General features: G+C 57.6%; 24 protein-coding genes. All 24 read left to right on the top strand.

Annotation, left to right across the window (positions count from 1 at the left end; all coding sequences use genetic code 11):
- The first annotated feature begins 48 nt into the window (after positions 1-48).
- Positions 49-414, top strand: coding sequence for an NADH-quinone oxidoreductase subunit A (locus PG871_RS12220; RefSeq protein ID WP_054001766.1), 366 nt, complete (start codon positions 49-51; stop codon positions 412-414).
- Positions 405-938 (top strand): NuoB/complex I 20 kDa subunit family protein, encoded by a 534-nt coding sequence (locus PG871_RS12225; RefSeq protein WP_170846646.1) that lies wholly within the window; start codon positions 405-407, stop codon positions 936-938. Before PG871_RS12220 ends, PG871_RS12225 begins: the two co-directional genes overlap by 10 nt.
- A gap of 16 nt (positions 939-954) precedes the next feature.
- Positions 955-1,566 carry an NADH-quinone oxidoreductase subunit C gene (locus PG871_RS12230; RefSeq protein WP_270729681.1) on the top strand — a complete coding sequence of 204 codons (612 nt, stop codon included), beginning with the start codon at positions 955-957 and terminating at the stop codon, positions 1,564-1,566.
- Positions 1,559-2,473 (top strand): sulfotransferase, encoded by a 915-nt coding sequence (locus PG871_RS12235; RefSeq protein ID WP_270729682.1) that lies wholly within the window; start codon positions 1,559-1,561, stop codon positions 2,471-2,473. Before PG871_RS12230 ends, PG871_RS12235 begins: the two co-directional genes overlap by 8 nt.
- Before the next feature lie 77 nt (positions 2,474-2,550).
- Positions 2,551-3,774 carry an NADH-quinone oxidoreductase subunit D gene (locus PG871_RS12240; protein WP_270729683.1) on the top strand — a complete coding sequence of 408 codons (1,224 nt, stop codon included), beginning with the start codon at positions 2,551-2,553 and terminating at the stop codon, positions 3,772-3,774.
- Complete coding sequence (locus PG871_RS12245) at positions 3,774-4,142, top strand: hypothetical protein (protein WP_270729684.1); 369 nt, start codon at positions 3,774-3,776, stop codon at positions 4,140-4,142. Before PG871_RS12240 ends, PG871_RS12245 begins: the two co-directional genes overlap by 1 nt.
- A gap of 1 nt (position 4,143) precedes the next feature.
- The gene (locus tag PG871_RS12250) at positions 4,144-5,370 is read left to right on the top strand and encodes an NADH-quinone oxidoreductase subunit E (RefSeq protein WP_270729686.1); all 1,227 of its coding nucleotides are present in this window, start codon (positions 4,144-4,146) and stop codon (positions 5,368-5,370) included.
- 32 nt (positions 5,371-5,402) lie between these two features.
- Positions 5,403-6,110 carry an endonuclease gene (locus tag PG871_RS12255; RefSeq protein WP_270729687.1) on the top strand — a complete coding sequence of 236 codons (708 nt, stop codon included), beginning with the start codon at positions 5,403-5,405 and terminating at the stop codon, positions 6,108-6,110.
- Positions 6,111-6,113: 3 nt separating this feature from the next.
- A complete protein-coding gene (locus tag PG871_RS12260; RefSeq protein WP_270729689.1) occupies positions 6,114-6,341 on the top strand; it encodes a DUF5337 domain-containing protein in 228 nt (75 codons plus the stop codon).
- 4 nt (positions 6,342-6,345) lie between these two features.
- Positions 6,346-7,641, top strand: a complete 1,296-nt coding sequence (gene nuoF, locus PG871_RS12265; protein WP_270729690.1) for an NADH-quinone oxidoreductase subunit NuoF — start codon at positions 6,346-6,348, stop codon at positions 7,639-7,641.
- Between the two features lie 27 nt (positions 7,642-7,668).
- Positions 7,669-8,088, top strand: coding sequence for a DUF5333 family protein (locus tag PG871_RS12270; protein WP_270729691.1), 420 nt, complete (start codon positions 7,669-7,671; stop codon positions 8,086-8,088).
- A gap of 3 nt (positions 8,089-8,091) precedes the next feature.
- Positions 8,092-8,466, top strand: coding sequence for a hypothetical protein (locus PG871_RS12275; RefSeq protein WP_270729692.1), 375 nt, complete (start codon positions 8,092-8,094; stop codon positions 8,464-8,466).
- A 103-nt stretch (positions 8,467-8,569) separates the two neighbouring features.
- Positions 8,570-8,971, top strand: coding sequence for a DUF5333 domain-containing protein (locus PG871_RS12280; protein WP_270729693.1), 402 nt, complete (start codon positions 8,570-8,572; stop codon positions 8,969-8,971).
- A 3-nt stretch (positions 8,972-8,974) separates the two neighbouring features.
- Entirely contained in the window at positions 8,975-10,987 is a 2,013-nt protein-coding gene (nuoG, locus tag PG871_RS12285; protein ID WP_270729694.1) for an NADH-quinone oxidoreductase subunit NuoG, read from the top strand.
- Positions 10,988-10,996: 9 nt separating this feature from the next.
- Positions 10,997-11,404, top strand: coding sequence for a hypothetical protein (locus PG871_RS12290; protein WP_270729695.1), 408 nt, complete (start codon positions 10,997-10,999; stop codon positions 11,402-11,404).
- A gap of 6 nt (positions 11,405-11,410) precedes the next feature.
- Positions 11,411-12,448, top strand: coding sequence for an NADH-quinone oxidoreductase subunit NuoH (gene nuoH, locus PG871_RS12295; RefSeq protein WP_270729696.1), 1,038 nt, complete (start codon positions 11,411-11,413; stop codon positions 12,446-12,448).
- 1 nt (position 12,449) lies between these two features.
- Positions 12,450-12,944, top strand: coding sequence for an NADH-quinone oxidoreductase subunit NuoI (nuoI, locus tag PG871_RS12300; protein WP_270729697.1), 495 nt, complete (start codon positions 12,450-12,452; stop codon positions 12,942-12,944).
- A complete protein-coding gene (locus PG871_RS12305; RefSeq protein WP_270729698.1) occupies positions 12,941-13,348 on the top strand; it encodes a carboxymuconolactone decarboxylase family protein in 408 nt (135 codons plus the stop codon). The genes nuoI and PG871_RS12305 overlap by 4 nt, the downstream gene beginning before the upstream one ends.
- Positions 13,345-13,953 (top strand): NADH-quinone oxidoreductase subunit J, encoded by a 609-nt coding sequence (locus tag PG871_RS12310; protein WP_270729700.1) that lies wholly within the window; start codon positions 13,345-13,347, stop codon positions 13,951-13,953. The genes PG871_RS12305 and PG871_RS12310 overlap by 4 nt, the downstream gene beginning before the upstream one ends.
- Positions 13,954-14,059: 106 nt before the next feature.
- Positions 14,060-14,365, top strand: coding sequence for an NADH-quinone oxidoreductase subunit NuoK (gene nuoK / locus PG871_RS12315; RefSeq protein ID WP_054001749.1), 306 nt, complete (start codon positions 14,060-14,062; stop codon positions 14,363-14,365).
- A 4-nt stretch (positions 14,366-14,369) separates the two neighbouring features.
- Positions 14,370-16,523 carry an NADH-quinone oxidoreductase subunit L gene (gene nuoL / locus PG871_RS12320; RefSeq protein WP_443020491.1) on the top strand — a complete coding sequence of 718 codons (2,154 nt, stop codon included), beginning with the start codon at positions 14,370-14,372 and terminating at the stop codon, positions 16,521-16,523.
- On the top strand, positions 16,523-18,070 hold the full coding sequence (locus tag PG871_RS12325; RefSeq protein ID WP_270729704.1) for an NADH-quinone oxidoreductase subunit M: 1,548 nt from the start codon (positions 16,523-16,525) through the stop codon (positions 18,068-18,070). The genes nuoL and PG871_RS12325 overlap by 1 nt, the downstream gene beginning before the upstream one ends.
- Positions 18,071-18,084: 14 nt before the next feature.
- The gene (gene nuoN, locus PG871_RS12330) at positions 18,085-19,524 is read left to right on the top strand and encodes an NADH-quinone oxidoreductase subunit NuoN (RefSeq protein WP_270729707.1); all 1,440 of its coding nucleotides are present in this window, start codon (positions 18,085-18,087) and stop codon (positions 19,522-19,524) included.
- Between the two features lie 208 nt (positions 19,525-19,732).
- A complete protein-coding gene (locus tag PG871_RS12335) occupies positions 19,733-20,485 on the top strand; it encodes a biotin--[acetyl-CoA-carboxylase] ligase (protein ID WP_270729708.1) in 753 nt (250 codons plus the stop codon).
- Positions 20,486-20,497: the final 12 nt, after the last annotated feature.

Here is a 20,497-nt window from a genome sequence, read left to right on the forward strand (position 1 = left end):
ACAGCCAGCTGACTGCCCCGAACTGCGGGTGCATGAAAGGAGCTACCATTGGAAGAGATGCTTCGGGAGTACTTCCCCATTATCATCTTCTTGGCCGTCGCAATCGCACTTGGCCTTGTTTTCATCCTCGCCGCAGTTGTTTTGGCCGTACGCAACCCCGATCCTGAGAAGGTGAGTGCGTATGAGTGCGGTTTCAATGCCTTTGACGACGCGCGGATGAAATTTGACGTAAGGTTTTACCTCGTTTCCATCCTGTTCATCATTTTCGATCTCGAAATTGCCTTCCTTTTCCCTTGGGCTGTGGCCTTCAAGGACGTGTCGATGGTCGGTTTCTGGTCAATGATGGTCTTCCTCGGCGTGCTGACCATTGGCTTTGCATATGAGTGGAAAAAGGGAGCTCTGGAATGGGAGTGATGACAGGCGCGAACACCGCAGGTGTTGATCGTGAAGTGGTCACTCAGGCCATCAATACGGAGCTTCAGGACAAAGGCTTCCTGCTGACCAACGCAGAAGACCTGATCAATTGGGGCCGCACAGGTTCGCTGCACTGGATGACCTTTGGTCTTGCCTGCTGTGCGGTTGAGATGATGCACACGTCCATGCCGCGCTATGATGCGGAACGTTTCGGCATTGCGCCGCGCGCGTCCCCGCGTCAATCGGATGTGATGATTGTGGCCGGCACGTTGACCAACAAAATGGCCCCGGCGCTGCGCAAAGTGTACGACCAGATGCCCGAGCCACGGTACGTGATCTCCATGGGCTCCTGCGCCAATGGCGGCGGATATTATCACTACAGTTATTCCGTGGTGCGCGGTTGTGACCGCATTGTTCCGGTCGACATCTACGTGCCCGGCTGCCCTCCGACTGCCGAGGCGCTGCTGTACGGTTTGTTGCAGTTGCAACGCAAAATCCGCCGCACCGGCACAATCGAACGTTGATAGGGGCGATTGAGACATGAGTGACGCACTAAACGAACTGGGCGCGCATATTGAGCTAAAGCGGCCAGACTGTGTGCTGGGCTGGGAGGTCAGCTTTGGCGAGCTGAACATCACAGTGACGCCGGCCAACATTGCCGACTTTATCGAGTTCATGAAAACCGACGCCAATTGCCGGTTCTCTACGCTCGTGGATGTTACGGCGGTGGATTATCCCGAGCGCGCCAAGCGTTTTGATGTCGTGTACCACCTGCTGAGCATGTTCCGGAACCAACGTGTGCGTTTGCGGATCAAGGTGCGCGAAGATGAGATGGTTCCGTCGATCACGTCGGTGCATCCCTCTGCCAACTGGTTTGAGCGTGAAGTCTTTGACATGTTTGGCATCATCTTCTCCGATCACCCGGACCTGCGTCGCCTGCTGACCGATTATGGGTTCCGCGGCCACCCGCTGCGCAAGGATTTCCCAACCACGGGCTACACCGAAGTGCGCTATGACGAGGTGCAGAAGCGCGTGGTCTATGAACCCGTGCAGTTGACACAGGACTATCGCCAGTTTGATTTTATGTCGCCGTGGGAGGGTGCCAACTACATCCTGCCGGGGGATGAAAAGTCGGGGGACAAAAATGCCTGAACTGCCGACTTGGTTTTTTTGCGTTGGAGCACAGAAAGCCGGCACCACTTGGTTGTACGACTACTGTGCGAAGCATCCTGAAATTCATGTGCCTTCCGTGAAGGAAGCGCATTATTTCGATGTGCTTCACGACGCAAAACATTCCGGGTTCGCAAATAACCGGGCGGAGGCCTTGGCCAAATATAAACCTCTGACAAAATTGATGTCCTCATTGCGTAGGTCACGCCAACCGGGTGATGACTCCTCAAAGGAAACGCTACAGGCACTGGTTGCCATGCACGAAGACACATCCGCGGAACACCTTGCGTATCAGGCCTTTGTCAACCGTGGAAGAACTACTGAAAAAGTTGTGGCGGACATAACGCCGGACTATAGTGTTTTGAATAGGCCAGCCTTTGAAGACATGGCTAGCATGCCGGGCGCTCCGAAATTTCTGTTCATCATGCGTGACCCCATGGAGCGGACTTGGTCCAATATCAAAATGCACAGGGCGTTTTTGAAGGCCCGGAAGAACATCGTTCTTGATGAAATGGACATTGTGAACCGATTGGTTCAAGGGCGCCAGAAGCACATTTTGCAAAGATCAATGTACCAGCAGACATTGTTCAACTTAAAGCGATCCGTTCCGGCCGATCAGCTGCTTGTGTTGTTCTACGAGAGCCTCTTTTCGGAAGCATCTATCAGACAGTTCTGCGATTTTCTGGAAGTTTCTTTTGTCGCCGGTGACTATGAAACTATTGTGCGCAGAGGCAAGACGCAGGGCATCCCTGACGAGGCCTTCGACAAGCTCGCTCCGATGTTGCGAGTGGTTTATCAACGGATATCAGAGAATTTCGCGGACGTAGTGCCGTCTAATTGGCACACCGATCGCGTGCTGACACAGCAACGACCGCAGGCTGCCACATGATGGCGAACAACCAAGATATGTCGAGCACAACCATGAAAATGACGGTGCACCCATCGAATGAAATGAGGAAACGATAAATGGACGGTTCCAAATTTGACGACGGCAGCGTGGATGCGCTGAGCGGCGAACAGAAAATCCGCAATTTCAACATCAACTTCGGCCCGCAGCACCCTGCAGCCCACGGCGTGTTGCGTCTGGTGCTGGAACTTGACGGCGAGATCGTCGAACGCTGCGACCCGCACGTCGGCTTGCTGCACCGCGGCACCGAAAAGCTGATGGAAAGCCGCACGTATTTGCAGAACCTGCCGTATCTGGACCGGCTGGATTATGTTGCGCCGATGAACCAGGAACATGCTTGGTGTCTGGCCATCGAAAAACTGACCGGCACCGAAGTGCCGCGCCGTGCGCAGTTGATCCGCGTGCTGTTCTGCGAAATCGGCCGCATTTTGAACCACTTGATGAACGTCACCACGCAGGCGATGGATGTGGGTGCGCTGACGCCGCCGCTTTGGGGCTTTGAAGAGCGTGAAAAGCTGATGGTGTTTTATGAGCGTGCCTGCGGCGCGCGCCTGCACGCCAACTATTTCCGCCCTGGTGGCGTGCATCAGGATCTGCCGGATGAGCTGATTGATGACATCGAAGAATGGGCCATCGGGTTTCCGGAAATGCTGGCCGACATCGACGGGCTGCTGACCGAAAACCGCATCTTCAAACAGCGTAACGTCGATATCGGCGTCGTAACCGAGCAGGACGTGCTGGATTTCGCAATGTCCGGCGTCATGGCGCGCTCGGCCGGCATGGCATGGGATCTGCGCCGCGCGCAGCCTTATGAATGCTATGACGAGTTTGAATTCCAGATCCCCGTCGGCAAAAACGGTGACTGCTACGACCGCTACCTGATGCGTATGGAAGAGATGCGCCAGTCGCTCTCGATCATGCGTCAGGCGATCCACAAACTGCGCGAAGCCACCGGCGACGTGCTGTCCCGTGGCAAGCTGACACCGCCCAAACGAGGTGACATGAAGACCTCGATGGAAAGCCTGATCCACCACTTCAAGCTCTACACCGAAGGCTTCCACGTGCCTGCTGGCGAAGTTTACGCCGCGGTTGAGGCGCCCAAGGGCGAATTCGGCGTCTACATGGTCGCGGACGGCACCAACAAACCTTACCGCGCCAAGCTGCGCGCACCGGGCTATCTGCACTTGCAGGCGATGGACCACATCGCCACGGGTCACCAACTGGCCGACGTAGCCGCAATCATCGGCACGATGGATATCGTGTTCGGGGAGATTGACCGCTGATGAGCTTGGGACTGCTGACAATTCTGCTTTGCCTCGGGGGCGCGATTGTGACCGGCATTCTTGCCGTCACCTTCTGGCGTGATCCTGTTGCAGGCATGAAATCGGCGACCCACCGTCACGAACAGCTGCCACAAGTGATGACCGACCGCTATTTTGCCTTCACGTTTCTGGCGCTCGCTGCCGCATGGCACGGCGATCCCTGCGTGATTGCGGTTCTTTTCGTGGCCTTTGCCTTTATGGGACTTGCTGACGGGGTGATCTACGCCCGCGCCGGTCATCCTCACATCAAACACACCGCTGCTGGTGTGGCTGCCGCTCTTGTGGCTGCCGTCGCCGCGTGGACAGCCCTAAGTAACGGAGCCGCCTGAGATGCTACGTCGTCTGTATCATGAACAGCCAGAAAGCTTTGCTTTCACCGCCGCCAACCAAGCTTGGGCGGAAGGGCAGATCACCAAATATCCCGAGGGCCGTCAGGCATCGGCGGTGATCCCGCTGTTGTGGCGCGCACAGGAGCAGGAAAGCTGGCTGTCCAAGCCGGCCATCGAATATGTCGCCGACCTTTTGGGTATGGCCTATATTCGCGTGCTCGAAGTGGCGTCTTTTTACTTCATGTTTCAGCTGCAACCGGTTGGATCTGTTGCGCATATTCAGATTTGTGGCACCACGTCCTGTATGATTTGCGGCGCCGAAGACCTGATTGCGGTTTGCCGTGAAAAGATTGCTGACAAGCCACACGCGCTGTCAGCGGACGGCAAGTTCAGCTGGGAAGAGGTCGAATGTCTGGGCGCCTGCACCAACGCGCCAATGGCACAGATCGGCAAAGATTACTTTGAGGATCTGACCGCCGAAGGTTTTGCCAAAATGCTGGATGAGATGGCCGCAGGCCAAGTGCCGTTGCCGGGGCCACAGAACGGGCGTTATGCGTCCGAGCCTCTGACGGGCCTGACCACGCTCAAGGACTTTGACAGCGGTCACACGCAATACAACGCGTCCGTGCAGCTCGCGTCGGATCTGGGCGATAGCATCAAGCGCATCGACGGCACCGAAGTGCCACTTTTGACGCCTTGGATCGACAAAGATGGCAAGGTCGCGGGTCGCGAAGCCGAAAATGCACCGCCTGCGCCAGCGGCAACGCCGAAGCCGGCTGTTAAACAGGCAGAAGAGGCTAAGAAAGCCAAAGATGCCGCGGCCAAACCGGCTGCGGAAGAAAAGCCCAAAAAGGCTGCCAAGAAGGCCGAGAAAAAGGCCGAAACCAAAGCTGCGAAACCAGCCAAGGCAAAACCCGCCAAGACGGCGTCTGCTGAAAAACCAGCCGCCAAGAAAGCCGCGCCAAAGAAAGCGGCCGCCAAAGCGGGCAAGGCGGATGATCTCAAACTGCTGAAGGGCGTTGGCCCTGCACTTGAGAAAAAGTTGCACGCGAATGGCGTTAAAACCTTTGCCCAGATCGCGGCGTGGGTTGCAGAAGATATCACGGACATGGATGACAAACTGTCGTTTAAGGGCCGCATCGAACGAGACAACTGGGTCCAACAGGCAAAACTGTTGGCTGAAGGTGGAGACACAGAATTCTCCAAACGCGCAAAGGACGCAAAGTAAAATAACAAGACCAACATAGGGAAAAACGTAACATGGCCACTGAAAACAAAAATATGACCTGCACAATCGCGTGTTGGGTGATCGCCGCGATTGTCGGCTTGATCGCATTCATGGTGCTGAAAGGCATCCTTTGGACCCTGCTTGCGTTGATCTTTGGTGTTGTTGTCGTTGTGGTGCTGGGCCTGTGGATGGTGAAAACCTTCTGCGTGACCGAAGCAGCGCCCGCGTCGATCCCTGCGAGCGCGCCAGCAGCAGCACCCGCACCTGCTGCACCAGCGGCGCAGCCTGCCGATGAGCCGGCAGAGGCCGAATCCGAAGCAGCAGCCGACGAAGCCGCGGCCAACGCCAACGAAGCAATGGCCGCTGATGCGTCTGATGCAGACAGCACCGCGTCAGTGATCAAGCCAAGCACTGAACTGCCGGGTCAGAAAGAACTGGCTGAGCGTAAGGGTGAGTGGACCTACGAAAAGCCTGCGGATGAGGCAGCGCCTAAGGCCGCCAAAGCGGCACCCAAGCCCAAAGCGGCCGCCGCAACATCTGGTGCCGACGATCTTAAGCAGCTGAAGGGCGTTGGCCCGGCGTTGGAGAAAAAGCTGCAGGAAAATGGCGTGACAACTTTTGCGCAGATCGCTGCGTGGGGCGCCGCAGACATCGCAGACATGGACGACAAACTGTCATTCAAAGGCCGGATCGAACGCGACGGTTGGGTGGAACAAGCCAAGACGCTCGCTGAGGGCTGAGGTATGAGTGGAGAGACAAAGGATCAGGAACTGGCCCGCAGGGGCCGTGTTGTGGCGCTGGTGATTGCTGGCTCCGTTTTGATCTGGATGGCTCTCAATGTAATTGGAAAGGCGGCAGGATTGCCGGGGCGCTTTGCGCTTCTCTTTGATCTTGCCGCTTTGGCCGCGCTGATTTGGGCGTTGGTGAATATCTATCAGATCTGGCGTGCGCGTCAGGCAGACGAAGGGTAACGGGATGCTCAAAGATCAGGACCGTATCTTTACCAACCTCTACGGCATGCATGACCGCACGCTGGCAGGGGCAAAGGCACGTGGCCACTGGGACGGCACCGCCAAGCTGATCCAGGCGGGGCGGGAGACCATCATCGAACGGATGAAGGCCTCCGGTTTGCGTGGCCGTGGCGGCGCGGGCTTCCCGACAGGGCTGAAGTGGTCCTTTATGCCCAAGGAAAGCGACGGACGTCCGGCTTATCTGGTCATCAACGCTGATGAATCCGAGCCCGGCACCTGTAAAGACCGCGAAATCATGCGCCACGATCCGCACACGCTGATCGAAGGGGCTTTGATTGCGTCCTTCGCGATGAATGCGCACACCTCCTATATCTACATTCGCGGTGAATATGTCCGCGAACGCGAAGCGCTGCAGGCCGCGATTGATGAATGCTATGATGCGGGTCTTCTTGGCAAAAACGCCGCTGGGTCCGGCTGGGATTTCGATCTGTTCCTGAACCACGGGGCAGGGGCGTATATCTGCGGCGAAGAAACCGCGCTGATCGAAAGCCTTGAGGGCAAAAAAGGTATGCCGCGCATGAAGCCGCCGTTTCCGGCGGGCGCGGGTCTCTATGGCTGCCCGACCACGGTGAACAACGTGGAATCGATCGCCGTTGTGCCCACCATCTTGCGCCGTGGACCGGAATGGTTTGCAGGCTTTGGTCGCCCCAACAACGCGGGCACCAAGATTTTTGGCATCTCCGGTCACGTGAATACGCCCTGTGTTGTCGAAGAAGAGATGTCGATCTCTTTTGAAGAGCTGATCGAGAAACACTGTGGCGGCATTCGCGGCGGCTGGGACAATCTGTTGGCCGTGATCCCCGGTGGGTCTTCGGTGCCATGTGTGCGTGGCGAAAACATGCGCGACGCGGTTATGGATTTTGACGCCCTGCGCGAGGTCGGCAGCTCGCTTGGTACCGCCGCCGTCATCGTGATGGACAAACAGACCGACATCATCAAAGCGATCTGGCGGCTGTCGAAATTCTACAAACACGAAAGCTGTGGCCAGTGTACGCCTTGTCGCGAAGGCACGGGCTGGATGATGCGTGTCATGGACCGACTGGTGCGAGGCGAGGCCGAAATTGAAGAGATCGACATGCTGTTTGACGTGACCAAACAGGTCGAGGGCCACACCATCTGCGCGCTCGGTGACGCGGCCGCTTGGCCTATTCAGGGTTTGATCAAGAACTTCCGTGAGGAAATCGAAGATCGCATCAAGGCAAACAAAACCGGGCGCATGGGCGCCATGGCTGCGGAGTAAAGCTGCAATATTTTGGAGGGTAGGGTTTTGAAACACGGTACCAAAAACAGCGCCTTAGGGGTTGCCGGTATTGTTCTCGGTAGCGCTCTGGCGACACCGGCTCTTGCTGATCGTTCAGCAGAGGTGCGCGCCTATGTTTCAAATCAATTGGCCTCCAATTATGCGGCACGTGAAATCGGTAGAAATTGTAAATCCATGCGCGCCGTCGAAAGCAAGATCGGCGGCGCCGCGATGGGCCTGAAAAAAACGCTCATGGCCAAGGGCTATACCAAAGAAGAGATCAACGCCGGGCTCAAAGGGGTGAAACTTTCCGGAGGTAAGGCATCGGGCAAAGCTATGGTCCTGAAAATGGGCGCAGTGGAGGGCAACGAAGCCTCTTATTGCTCTGTTGGCGACACTGAAATTGCAAACAAGACCTTTATCGGGTCGGTGCTGAAAAAGAAGTAAGCGATGAAAAACACCCGCAACATTCTGACTAAAGCAAAAGCCACCCGCGTCGCGACGGGTGTCGTTCTTTGTGCGACGTTGGCACTCAGCGCCTGCGTCAACCGAAACAAAGACGACCAGTTCGCCTTCAATGGAATCTACTTCCAATCCAAAGCTGACAAAGTCTCCAAAGAGCAGCGCGACCGATTTGAATCGATCGTGAAACGGGCGAACCAAGATCTCGCAGCAGCGCGCGAAGCAGGCCGCTATGCCGGAACCCGCTATTGCATCGCCGAATATGGCACTTCTCGCATCGAATGGATCGTTGGGCCTGACAACGAAGCCGTGGTGCCAGTTGACGACACTTTGCGTCTCGAAGGGATCTGTCGCCCGACATGATCATGTCCGCTGCATATCCGGGCTGTTATTGCCTATCAGGTGGCCATCAGGTCTCCCCAAGCCGTGCGGGAATTTCTCCCGCATGCGCAAAAGGAGAATTTGAATGAAACGCCTGTCATCCATGACGCTGGGTTTGTCACTTGCCGCTGCAACCGCTTGGGCGAACCCGCCACTGCGCGAGGTCTCCGAGATCGACGACCAGATTTTCTGGGGCGTGCTGGCATATGAGATTTCCGAGCAGTGCGACAGCATTGATGCGCGCACAATGAAGGCCGTTGGCGATCTCTGGTCGCTGGCCAACAAAGCGCGCTCGCTGGGCTACAGCCGCGACGAGATCAAAACATACATCCGCTCGGATGAAGAAAAAGCCCGCATGCGCAAGCGCGGCGAGGCATTTCTGGCGAGCAAAGGGGTCACTTACGATGCCCCTGAAACCTTCTGCACCTTCGGGCACGCAGAAATCGAACGAAACAGCGCGATCGGCGCGTATTTGAGGGCGAAATAGGCGATGTCTGACCTACGCAAGATCATCATCGACGAGACCGAGGTCGAAGTAGAGGGCGCTATGACCCTTATTCAGGCCTGCGAAGAGGCTGGCGTGGAAATTCCACGCTTCTGCTATCACGAACGACTGTCGATTGCCGGCAACTGTCGCATGTGCCTGGTTGAGGTTGTGGGCGGCCCACCGAAGCCTGCCGCTTCCTGCGCGATGCAGGTCCGCGATCTGCGCCCCGGCCCAGAAGGCCAGCCGCCTGTGGTGAAAACCAACTCGCCCATGGTCAAAAAGGCCCGCGAAGGCGTGATGGAGTTCATGCTGATCAACCACCCGCTGGATTGCCCGATCTGCGATCAGGGTGGCGAATGCGACCTTCAGGATCAGGCTGTGGCATACGGCGTGGATTTCTCCCGCTTCCGCGAACCCAAACGCGCGGTGGACGATCTCAATCTCGGCCCACTTGTGGGCACCGCGATGACCCGTTGCATCAGCTGCACGCGTTGCGTGCGCTTTACTTCCGAGGTCGCTGGCATCACCCAGATGGGTCAGACCGGTCGCGGCGAAGATGCGGAAATCACCAGCTATCTGAACGAAACGCTCGACAGCAACCTGCAAGGCAACATCATTGATCTGTGCCCCGTCGGTGCGCTGACCTCCAAGCCTTACAGCTTCACCGCGCGTCCGTGGGAACTGACCAAGACCGAAACCATCGACGTGATGGACGGGCTTGGCGCCAACATCCGCGTGGATACCAAGGGGCGCGAAGTGATGCGCATCCTACCGCGCAACCACGATGGCGTGAACGAAGAATGGATTTCCGACAAGACCCGCTTTGTCTGGGACGGCCTGCGTCGCCAGCGTTTGGACACGCCATATGTACGTGTTGACGGCAAGCTCAAACCGGCGACATGGGGCGAGGCTCTGTCCGCCGCTGCCGGTGCGATGAAAGGCAAAAAAGTTGCCGCACTTGTGGGCGATCTGGTCCCGACTGAAGCCACTTTCGCACTCAAAAAGATCGTGGACGGCCTCGAAGGCACAATTGAATGCCGCACCAACGGCGCGGTGCTGCCTGCCGATAACCGCTCTGCCTACGTCGGCAATGCAGCGATCGAAGACATTGATACCGCAAAGAAAATCTATCTGATCGGTTCCAACCCACGCCTTGAGGCACCGGTGTTGAACGCGCGTATCCGCAAGGCCTGGACCAAAGGTGCCGACGTTGTGGCTGTGGGTCCGAAGTTCATGGACCTGACCTACGACTTTACCTTCATGGGCCCCGGTCGTCTGATGCTCAACAAGGCCGTTGACGAAGCGCAGCCCACAGAGAACGCGCTTGTGATTGTCGGGCAGGGTGCTCTGACCGAAGGTGACGGCGTTGCGGTTTTGGGCAAGGCGATGGCGCTGGCTGAAAAGCTTGGCGGCAAGATGATGGTTCTGCACACAGCGGCCAGCCGCGTCGGTGCGATGGACGTTGGTGCCGTGACCGAAGGCGGCATGGACGCGGCCCTTGAGGGGGCCGAGGTGGTCTTCAACCTTGGCGCGGATGAGGTCGATATCGCCGAAGGTCCGTTTGTGATCTATCAGGGCAGCCATGGTGACCGTGGCGCGCACCGCGCGGATGTGATCCTGCCAGCGGCGGCCTATACCGAGGAAAACGGCCTGTTTGTGAACACAGAAGGGCGTCCACAATTGGCGATGCGCGCGGGCTTTGCGCCGGGTGATGCCAAAGAAAACTGGGCCATCTTGCGCGCACTTAGCGCCGAGTTGGACGCAACGCTGGCTTATGACAGCCTCGCGCAATTGCGTCAGGCGCTGGTGGCAGAGGTGCCGCATCTCGCCAAGGTCGATCAGGTGATCGACAACGGCTGGGACGCTTTGGAGGTCAAAGAGTTGGGCAAGGGTGCCTTTGCCAATGCGATTGGCGATTTCTACCTGACCAACCCGATTGCGCGCGCCAGTGCCGTGATGGCGGAACTCTCCGCCAACGCCAAAGCGCGCCACAGCAAAAAGATCGCAGCGGAGTAACCCAGAGTGATGTTTCGCCCTCATATCCTCGCTCTCAGCGTCGCGGCCCTTGGGCTGGCGGCCTGTGAACCGCAGACCGACGGGTCCGTGGCGCGGGATGTGGTGTTTTTACCCGATTATCAAGGCGTGGACACCCGCCTTCTTGAAGGTGATTTGGTGAACTTTCACGTGGCCATGCGCGGGGCGCGCAGCGAGACGGACGTGCACCGCTATGCGGAATGTGCTGCTGCGCAATACACGCTGATCCGCGGCTTTGGTTTTGCCCGCCACGTGCGTACGACAACCAACAAATCGAACGAGATCTGGAGCGGCGACGCTGTCTACGTGATCTCGGCAGCCCTTCCCAAAGGGCTCAAAACAATTGATGCAGAGGTCATCGTGGCCGACTGCGAAGACAATAGCATACCGACGGTGTGAGGACTCATGACGAATTTCTTTGACACAAACCTCGGGACACTGCTGATCGTGCTTGGTCAGGTCCTGCTGGTCGTTGTTCCCTTGCTGGTGGCGCTGGCGTTTCTGCTTTACGCCGATCGCAAGATCTGGGCAGCTGTCCAGCTGCGCCGTGGCCCAAACGTGGTGGGCGTCTTCGGCCTGCTGCAAAGCTTCGCGGACTTCATCAAATATGCGGTGAAGGAAATCGTCTATCCGGCGGGCGCTGACAAAGTTGTCTTCCTGCTGGCCCCGATGATCACGCTTTGCATGGCGCTGATTGCTTGGGCGGTGATCCCGTTCAACGACGGCTGGGTGGTGTCTGACATCAACGTGGCGATCCTATACGTGATGGCCGTCAGCTCGCTTGAGGTTTACGGCGTGATCATGGGCGGTTGGGCGTCAAACTCCAAATACCCGTTCCTTGGCTCGCTGCGTTCGGCTGCGCAGATGATTTCCTATGAGGTCTCGCTGGGCCTGATCATCATCGGCATCATCATCTCGACCGGGTCTATGAACTTTGGCGACATCGTTGCCGCCCAAGATGGCCGCTATGGCATCTTCAGCTGGTACTGGCTGCCGCACTTCCCGATGCTGTTCCTGTTCCTGATCTCCGCCATGGCCGAAACCAACCGCCCTCCATTTGACCTTCCGGAAGCGGAAAGCGAACTGGTGGCTGGTTATCAGGTGGAATACAGCTCGACACCGTTCCTGCTGTTTATGATCGGCGAATATGTCGCCATCGTGCTGATGTGTGCGCTGGTGTCGCTGCTGTTCCTTGGCGGCTGGCTGTCACCCATTCCGGGTCTGCCAGACGGCATTGGCTGGATGCTTCTGAAAATCTGCTTCGTCTTCTTCATCTTCTCGATGGTCAAGGCGATCACCCCGCGCTTCCGCTACGACCAGTTGATGCGCATCGGTTGGAAAGTCTTCCTGCCGCTGTCGCTGTTTTGGGTAGTTTTGGTGGCGTTCCTCGCAAAATTCGAAATTCTTGGCGGCGCCTATGCCCGCTGGGCCATCGGAGGCTGATATGACGGCAATCGACTACAAACGCGCCGCCGGTTATTTCCTGCTGAAAGATTTCTTCGGCGGTTTCCGCCTTGGCATGAAGTACTTCTTCAAACCCAAAGCGACGCTGAACTATCCGCATGAAAAAGGCCCGCTCAGCCCGCGTTTTCGCGGCGAGCACGCCCTGCGCCGCTATCCCAATGGCGAAGAGCGATGCATTGCCTGCAAGCTTTGCGAGGCGATCTGTCCGGCGCAAGCAATCACCATCGACGCGGAACCCCGCGAAGACGGCTCGCGCCGCACCACGCGCTATGACATCGACATGACCAAATGCATTTACTGCGGCTTCTGCGAAGAAGCCTGCCCAGTAGACGCCATTGTCGAAGGCCCGAATTTCGAGTTCGCCACCGAGACCCGCGAAGAGTTGTTCTATGACAAAGCAAAACTGCTTGAGAACGGCGAACGTTGGGAAGCAGAGATCGCCAAGAACCTAGAACTGGATGCACCGTACCGATGACCGATCCCAAAAACCCATATCAGGCGATGTTCGCCCAGTATCAGGAGATGGCGAAAGCCTTCAATCCCGCGCTGGAATCCTTCACGCCCAAGGGGTTTGAGACGCTTTGGCCAACGATGCCCAAGGACGTTATGGAGATGTTCTTTGGCAACACGATGAACCCCGGCGGCCTTGATGCCAAGACCCGCCTGCTGCTGACCCTTGGGGCGCTCACCATGCTGGGCGCGCAAGCAGACGCACAAATTCGGCTCACCGTCCGTCACCTGACGGAAACAGGGGCCACGAAACAGGAAATTGTGGAGACCATCGGCCAGATGTCGATGTTCGCCGGTATTCCCGCCACCACCCGCGCCATGGAATTGGTGCAAGAGGTGCTCGCGGAACAAGAGGGAAGTGAAACATGACCATCGCAGCTTTGGCATTTTGGTTGTTTTCGATCTGCGTGATCGCAGGCGGGTTTTTCACCGTCGTCAGCCGCAACCCGGTGCACTCGGTGCTCTGGCTCATTCTGGCTTTCCTAAGCTCCGCGGGACTGTTTGTGCTTTTGGGCGCGGAGTTTGTGGCGATGCTTTTGATCATTGTCTACGTCGGCGCGGTCGCTGTGCTGTTCCTGTTTGTGGTGATGATGCTGGATGTGGACTTTGCCGAACTCAAGGCGGGCATGGCGCAATACCTGCCGCTGGCGTTGCTGATCGGCGTGGTGCTGTTGATGCAACTGGGCATGGCCTTTGGTGTGTGGCAATTCGCCGACGGCGCCGAAGCGGCCCGCGCGGCTGTCGCGCCAACCGACACACACAACACGGCGGCGCTGGGTCTGATCCTGTATGACCAGTACTTCCTGCTCTTCCAGCTGGCCGGTCTGATACTGCTGGTCGCCATGATCGGCGCAATTGTTCTGACACTGCGCCACCGCAAAGACGTCAAACGCCAGAACGTTCTGGAACAAATGTGGCGTGATCCAGCGGATTCGATGGAGCTCAAAGACGTAAAACCGGGGCAGGGGCTCTAAGCCTCTCTCCGCCCCGGACATGATCCGAGGGACACGAACCAAGAAAGCCCCGCCAAAATCGGGGCACGACAAATGAAAGACGAATGGGGCAACCCTGAGGGACGTTATGATTGGACTTGAACATTACCTGGGCGTGGCGGCGACGTTGTTCGTCATCGGCATCTTCGGCCTCTTCCTGAACCGGAAGAACATCATCATCCTGTTGATGTCGATCGAACTCATCCTGCTTTCGGTCAACATCAATCTGGTGGCTTTCTCCAGCTTTCTGGGCGATCTCGTCGGGCAGGTCTTCACGCTCTTCGTGCTGACAGTGGCCGCAGCCGAGGCCGCCATCGGCCTTGCGATCCTTGTGTCCTTCTTCCGCAACCGTGGCTCGATCGCGGTCGAAGATGTCAACGTGATGAAAGGCTGATCAGATGATCTTCAAGACTATCCTGTTTGCGCCTCTGATCGGCGCCCTCATCGCTGGCTTCGGCTGGCGCATGATCGGTGAGAAGGCGGCGCAGGTTGTGACAACGTCGCTCTTGTTCCTCGCCTGTTTGCTCAGCTGGATCGTGTTCCTGCGCGGCGCACAGTTGGACGAAGCTGTGCACATCATGACCTTCATCCAATCGGGTCACTTGGACACGTCCTGGTCGATCCGCGTGGATCGTCTGACCACCACGATGCTGATTGTGGTGACGTCGGTCTCCGCCCTCGTGCACCTCTACAGCTTTGGCTACATGGCGCATGACGAACATTGGGGCGAGGGCGAGAACTACAAAGCGCGCTTCTTTGCCTATCTGTCGTTCTTCACATTCGCCATGTTGATGCTGGTGACCTCTGACAACCTTGTGCAGATGTTCTTTGGCTGGGAAGGCGTGGGCGTCGCGTCCTATCTTCTGATTGGCTTTTACTACAAGAAGCCCTCGGCCAACGCCGCCGCCATCAAAGCCTTTGTGGTCAATCGTGTCGGTGACTTCGGCTTTGCGCTGGGTATCTTTGGTCTGTTTATGCTGACCGACAGCATCCAGTTCGACACGATCTTTGCCGCAGCACCCGCGATTGCAGAAACCGACATCACCTTCTTGTGGCGCGATTGGAACGCAGCGAACCTTTTGGCCTTCTTGCTGTTTGTCGGCGCGATGGGCAAGTCGGCGCAATTGTTCCTGCACACTTGGTTGCCTGACGCGATGGAAGGCCCGACACCCGTGTCGGCGCTCATTCACGCCGCAACCATGGTGACCGCAGGTGTCTTCCTTGTCTGCCGCATGTCGCCTCTGATGGAATACGCACCCGAAGCCATGTCGATTGTGGTCTTTATCGGTGCCTCGACCGCCTTTGTCGCGGCGACCATTGGCCTTGTGCAAAACGACATCAAACGCGTGATTGCCTACTCAACCATGTCCCAGCTTGGCTACATGTTCGTAGCCGCTGGCGTTGGTGTCTACTCGGCCGCCATGTTCCACCTCTTCACGCACGCCTTCTTCAAAGCGATGTTGTTCCTTGGCGCAGGCTCCGTGATCCACGCGATGCACCACGAGCAAGACATGCGCAACTACGGTGGTCTGCGTAAGAAGATCCCGTATACTTTTGGCGCTATGATGATCGGCACGCTCGCCATCACCGGCGTCGGTATCCCGCTGACACACATCGGTTTCGCAGGCTTCCTGTCGAAAGATGCAATCATCGAAAGCGCTTGGGCTGGCACCATGGGCGGCTATGGCTTCTGGATGCTGGTTGTGGCGGCCTTGTTCACCAGCTTCTACAGCTGGCGCCTGATCTTCCTGACGTTCTACGGCACCCCGCGCGGCAACAAGCACACGCACGACCACGCGCACGAGAGCCCGACCATTATGCTGGTGCCACTGGGCGCACTTGCGCTTGGCGCGATCTTTGCCGGTATGATCTGGTACAACGGCTTCTTTGGTGACCATGCCAGCGTGAACAAATTCTTTGGCATTCCTGACCACCACGCCGAGGCCAGCGAGGGCCACGCAGATGATCACGCTGACGATCATGCCAACGCCGATGACAGCCATGATGACGGCCATGCTGATGATCACGGTGATGACCATGCGGCGATGCACGACGATCCGGCCCACGCGGTCATCGCTGCCGCACATCACGGCGAGGCGCCCAAGGGTGCGATTTTCATGCATCCTGACAACCACGTCATGGACGACGCGCACCATGCCCCGAAATGGGTCAAGGTAAGCCCCTTTGTTGCGATGGTTATCGGTCTGCTGACGGCGCTGTGGTTCTACATCTGGAACCCGTCGATGCCCGCCAAGCTGGCGGCAAGCCAACGTCCGCTTTATCTGTTCCTGCTCAACAAATGGTACTTTGACGAACTCTACGACGTCGTCTTTGTGCGTCCAGCCAGCGCCATCGGCCGTTTCCTGTGGAAGCGGGGCGACGGCACCGTGATTGACGGAACCCTCAATGGCATCGCCATGGGCTTTATCCCTTGGGCAACCCGCCTCGCAGGTAAGGCACAGTCCGGCTACATCTTCACATACGCCCTTGCCATGGTGCTTGGCATCGTGGCCCTGATCACTTGGATGACGCTCAGCGGAGGAGCGCACTGATGAACGAACTTCTCCTCACACTCCTGACTTTCATCCCAACAGGGGCGGCGGTGATCCTCGCAGTCTTTTTGCGCGGCGATGACGCAGCGGCGAACCGCAATGCAAAATGGGTTGCTCTTTCGACCACCACCATCACCTTCTTGGTGTCGCTCTTTGTGCTGGCCGGATTTGACCCCTCTGACACGGGCATGCAGTTCGTCGAGGACTACACATGGCTGATGGGTCTGAACTACAAGATGGGTGTCGATGGCATCTCCATCCTGTTTGTCATGCTCACAACTTTCATGATGCCTTTGGTGATCTGGTCCAGCTGGGACGTCACTCACCGCGTCAAGGAATACATGATCGCCTTCCTGCTGCTGGAAACACTGATGCTCGGCGTCTTCATGGCGCTGGATCTGATCCTGTTTTACATGTTCTTTGAAGCAGGCCTGATCCCGATGTTCCTGATCATTGGCATCTGGGGCGGCAAAAACCGCATCTATGCCAGCTTCAAGTTCTTCCTCTACACGTTGCTCGGCTCCGTGCTGATGCTGGTGGCGATGGTGGCAATGTACAGCCAAGCGGGCACCACAGACATCGTTGCACTATCGGAATTCAACTTTGGTTCCGAAACCATGTCGGTGCTTGGCATCACTGTGGTCGGGGGCATGCAAACTCTGATGTTCCTTGCCTTCTTCGCGTCCTTCGCGGTGAAAATGCCGATGTGGCCGGTGCACACCTGGTTGCCCGACGCGCACGTTCAGGCGCCTACAGCAGGGTCCGTCGTACTTGCGGCAATCCTGCTCAAGATGGGTGGCTACGGCTTCCTGCGCTTCAGCTTGCCGATGTTCCCGATTGGGGCAGAGGTGCTGACACCGCTGATCCTGTGGATGAGCGCCATCGCGATTGTCTACACGTCGCTCGTGGCGCTGGTCCAAGAAGACATGAAGAAGCTGATCGCCTACAGCTCGGTGGCTCACATGGGCTACGTGACCATGGGCATCTTTGCCGCCAACCAACAGGGTATCGACGGTGCGATCTTCCAGATGATCAGCCACGGCTTTATCTCCGGCGCGCTCTTCCTGTGCGTGGGCGTGATCTATGACCGCATGCACACACGCGAGATCGACGCCTACGGCGGCCTCGTGAACCGGATGCCGGCTTATGCGCTGATCTTCATGTTCTTCACCATGGCCAACGTTGGCCTGCCGGGCACCTCGGGCTTTGTCGGCGAATTCCTGACACTGATGGGTATCTTCAAGGTCAACACCTGGGTGGCGCTGGTCGCAACCTCCGGCGTGATCCTTTCGGCGGCGTATGCCCTGTGGCTCTACCGCCGCGTGGTGCTGGGCGACCTGATCAAGGAAAGCCTCAAGACCATCAGCGACATGACCGCCCGCGAAAAGTGGATCTTTGCGCCACTGGTGGCCATGACCCTGATCCTCGGCGTCGCGCCCTGGCTGGTGCTCGACATCATCGGGCCATCGGTTGAAAACCTCGTATCCAATTATCAAACCGCACTGGACCACGGCGCTGCTGCCGCCGGCCAAGCGGTATCTCATTAAGGAGAGCTTGAGACATGATCCAGGCTGATCTGAATATTATCCTGCCGGAGATCCTGCTGTCGGTGTACGCGATGGTGGCGCTTGTTGCTGCGGTCTACACCGGCAAAGACAAGATCGCGCCGATGCTGACTTGGCTGACGGCCGCCGCCTTTGTGCTCATCGGCGTGTGGATCGGCATGTCCGGCGAGGGGACAAACTCCGCCTTTGACGGCATGTTCACCGACGACGCGTTCTCGAGGTTTGCCAAAGTTGCGATCCTGCTGTCGGCAGCGGCGGTTCTCGTGATGGGGCAGGAATACATGCAACGTCGCGGCATGTTGCGCTTTGAATACCCTATTCTGGTGACGCTTGCCGTTGTTGGTATGATGATGATGGTCTCCGCAGGCGATCTGATGGCGCTTTACATGGGCCTCGAGCTACAATCGCTCGCGCTTTATGTGGTGGCGTCCATGCGCCGCGACAGCGTCAAATCTACTGAGGCAGGCATGAAGTACTTCGTGCTTGGTGCGCTCAGCTCGGGCTTGCTGCTTTATGGCGCCTCGCTGGTCTACGGCTTTGCCGGCACCACCAAGTTCGCGGGTATCATCGAAGCCGCCGGCCACGGCCAGACCCCACTTGGACTGCTGTTTGGTCTGACATTTGTAACTGCCGGTCTGGCGTTCAAAGTCTCCGCCGTGCCGTTCCACATGTGGACGCCGGATGTTTACGAAGGCGCACCAACGCCAATCACTGCCTTCTTTGCAACCGCGCCCAAGATTGCTGCGATGGGCCTGTTCGCCCGTGTGCTGCACGATGCCTTTGGCGGCGTGGTTGGCGACTGGCAACAGATTTTGGCGTTGCTGTCGGTGCTGTCGATGTTTCTTGGTGCGGTGGCCGCGATTGGCCAAACCAACATCAAACGTCTGATGGCATATTCTTCGATTGCCCATATGGGCTACGCGTTGATGGGTCTCGCCGCAGGTACCGCCTTTGGTGTCGAGGCGATGCTGGTCTACATGGCGATCTACGTCACCATGAACATCGGAACCTTTGCCTTTATTCTGTCGATGGAAAAAGACGGCCAGCCGGTTGTCGACATCGCATCGCTCAACATGTTCTCCAGGCGCGACCCGGTCAAAGCACTGGCGGTTTTGTTGCTGATGTTCTCGCTGGCAGGGGTGCCGCCATTGGTGGGCTTCTTCGGTAAGTTCTACGTTTTGCGTGCCGCCTATGACGCGGGTCTGGCATGGCTGGCGGTGATGGGTGTGATTGCGTCGGTGATCGGCGCCTATTATTACCTGCGCATCGTCTACTACATGTACTTTGGCGAAGAGAATGACGACTTGGACAAAAACCGCGCGCCGGTGCTGCACGTCTTCCTTGTGGTTGCCGCCGCGATGATGCTGCTGGGGATTGTGAATCTCTTTGGCGTCGAAGGGGCCGCGCAAGCCGCGTCCATGGCGTTGGTGAAGTGAACCTTCTCTGACCCTGTCAAGTTTACCGACGGCGCGCCCATTGTTGGGCGCGCCGTTTTGCTTTTGAGCCTTGAAAATGCCACCGCCGCGATACCGACGGGATACAGACGTATTGCCGACCCTAAATTTTCACCCAAATACTGGCGGATATGGCCAAGGGAGGCTAGAACCGCGCGATGATGCATCTGACCCTGATAAGGCTCTCCTCATGACCACATGGCCCCAAGGATACGGCCGCCGCGTGCTGGCCGAAGTCGACAGCACCAACGCCGAAGCCGCGCGCATTGCAGGCGGTCTCGCTGGTCCTGAATGGATATTGGGCCTGCGCCAGACCGCTGGCCGAGGTCGCCGCGGCAGAGCGTGGAACGATCCGGTCGGCAATTTTGCGGCAACCCTTGTGATGCGCCCAACCGAGGCGCCCGATCAGGTGGCACTGCGCTCGTTCGTGGCCTCGCTGGCGTTGTTTGATACCTTTGTGCAGGCAACCGGCCGCGTTGATGGATTGACCCTCAAATGGCCCAATGACGTGCTGCTCAATGGCGGCAAGGTGGCGGGTATCTTGTTGGAAAGCGCAGGCTTTTCTGGCGGAAGTGTCAGCCACATCGCGATTGGGATAGGCGTGAATTTGCAGCATGCACCCGGCGCGGAAAGCGTTGAACAAGGCGCGACGCGCCCTGTGTCTTTGCTGTCCGAAACCGGTGCCAACGTGGATCCGGAAACCTTCCTTGATCTGCTGGCCGAGGCTTATGCCCATTGGGAGACGCAATTTGCCACCTATGGATTTGCCCCAATTCGCACCGCATGGTTGGCCCGCGCTGCCCGTTTGGGAGAGGTGATCACGGCCCGCACCACCCGTGACGAAACGACCGGAACGTTTGAGACGGTGGACTCGCAGGGCAATCTGGTGTTGAACACCGCAAAAGGCCGCGTGGCAATTCCCGCAGCCGACATCTTTTTCTGAGCACCCTTAGAG

It is taken from the genome of Shimia sp. Alg240-R146 (assembly GCF_947331465.1).
Classification (GTDB): Bacteria; Pseudomonadota; Alphaproteobacteria; order Rhodobacterales; family Rhodobacteraceae; genus Shimia.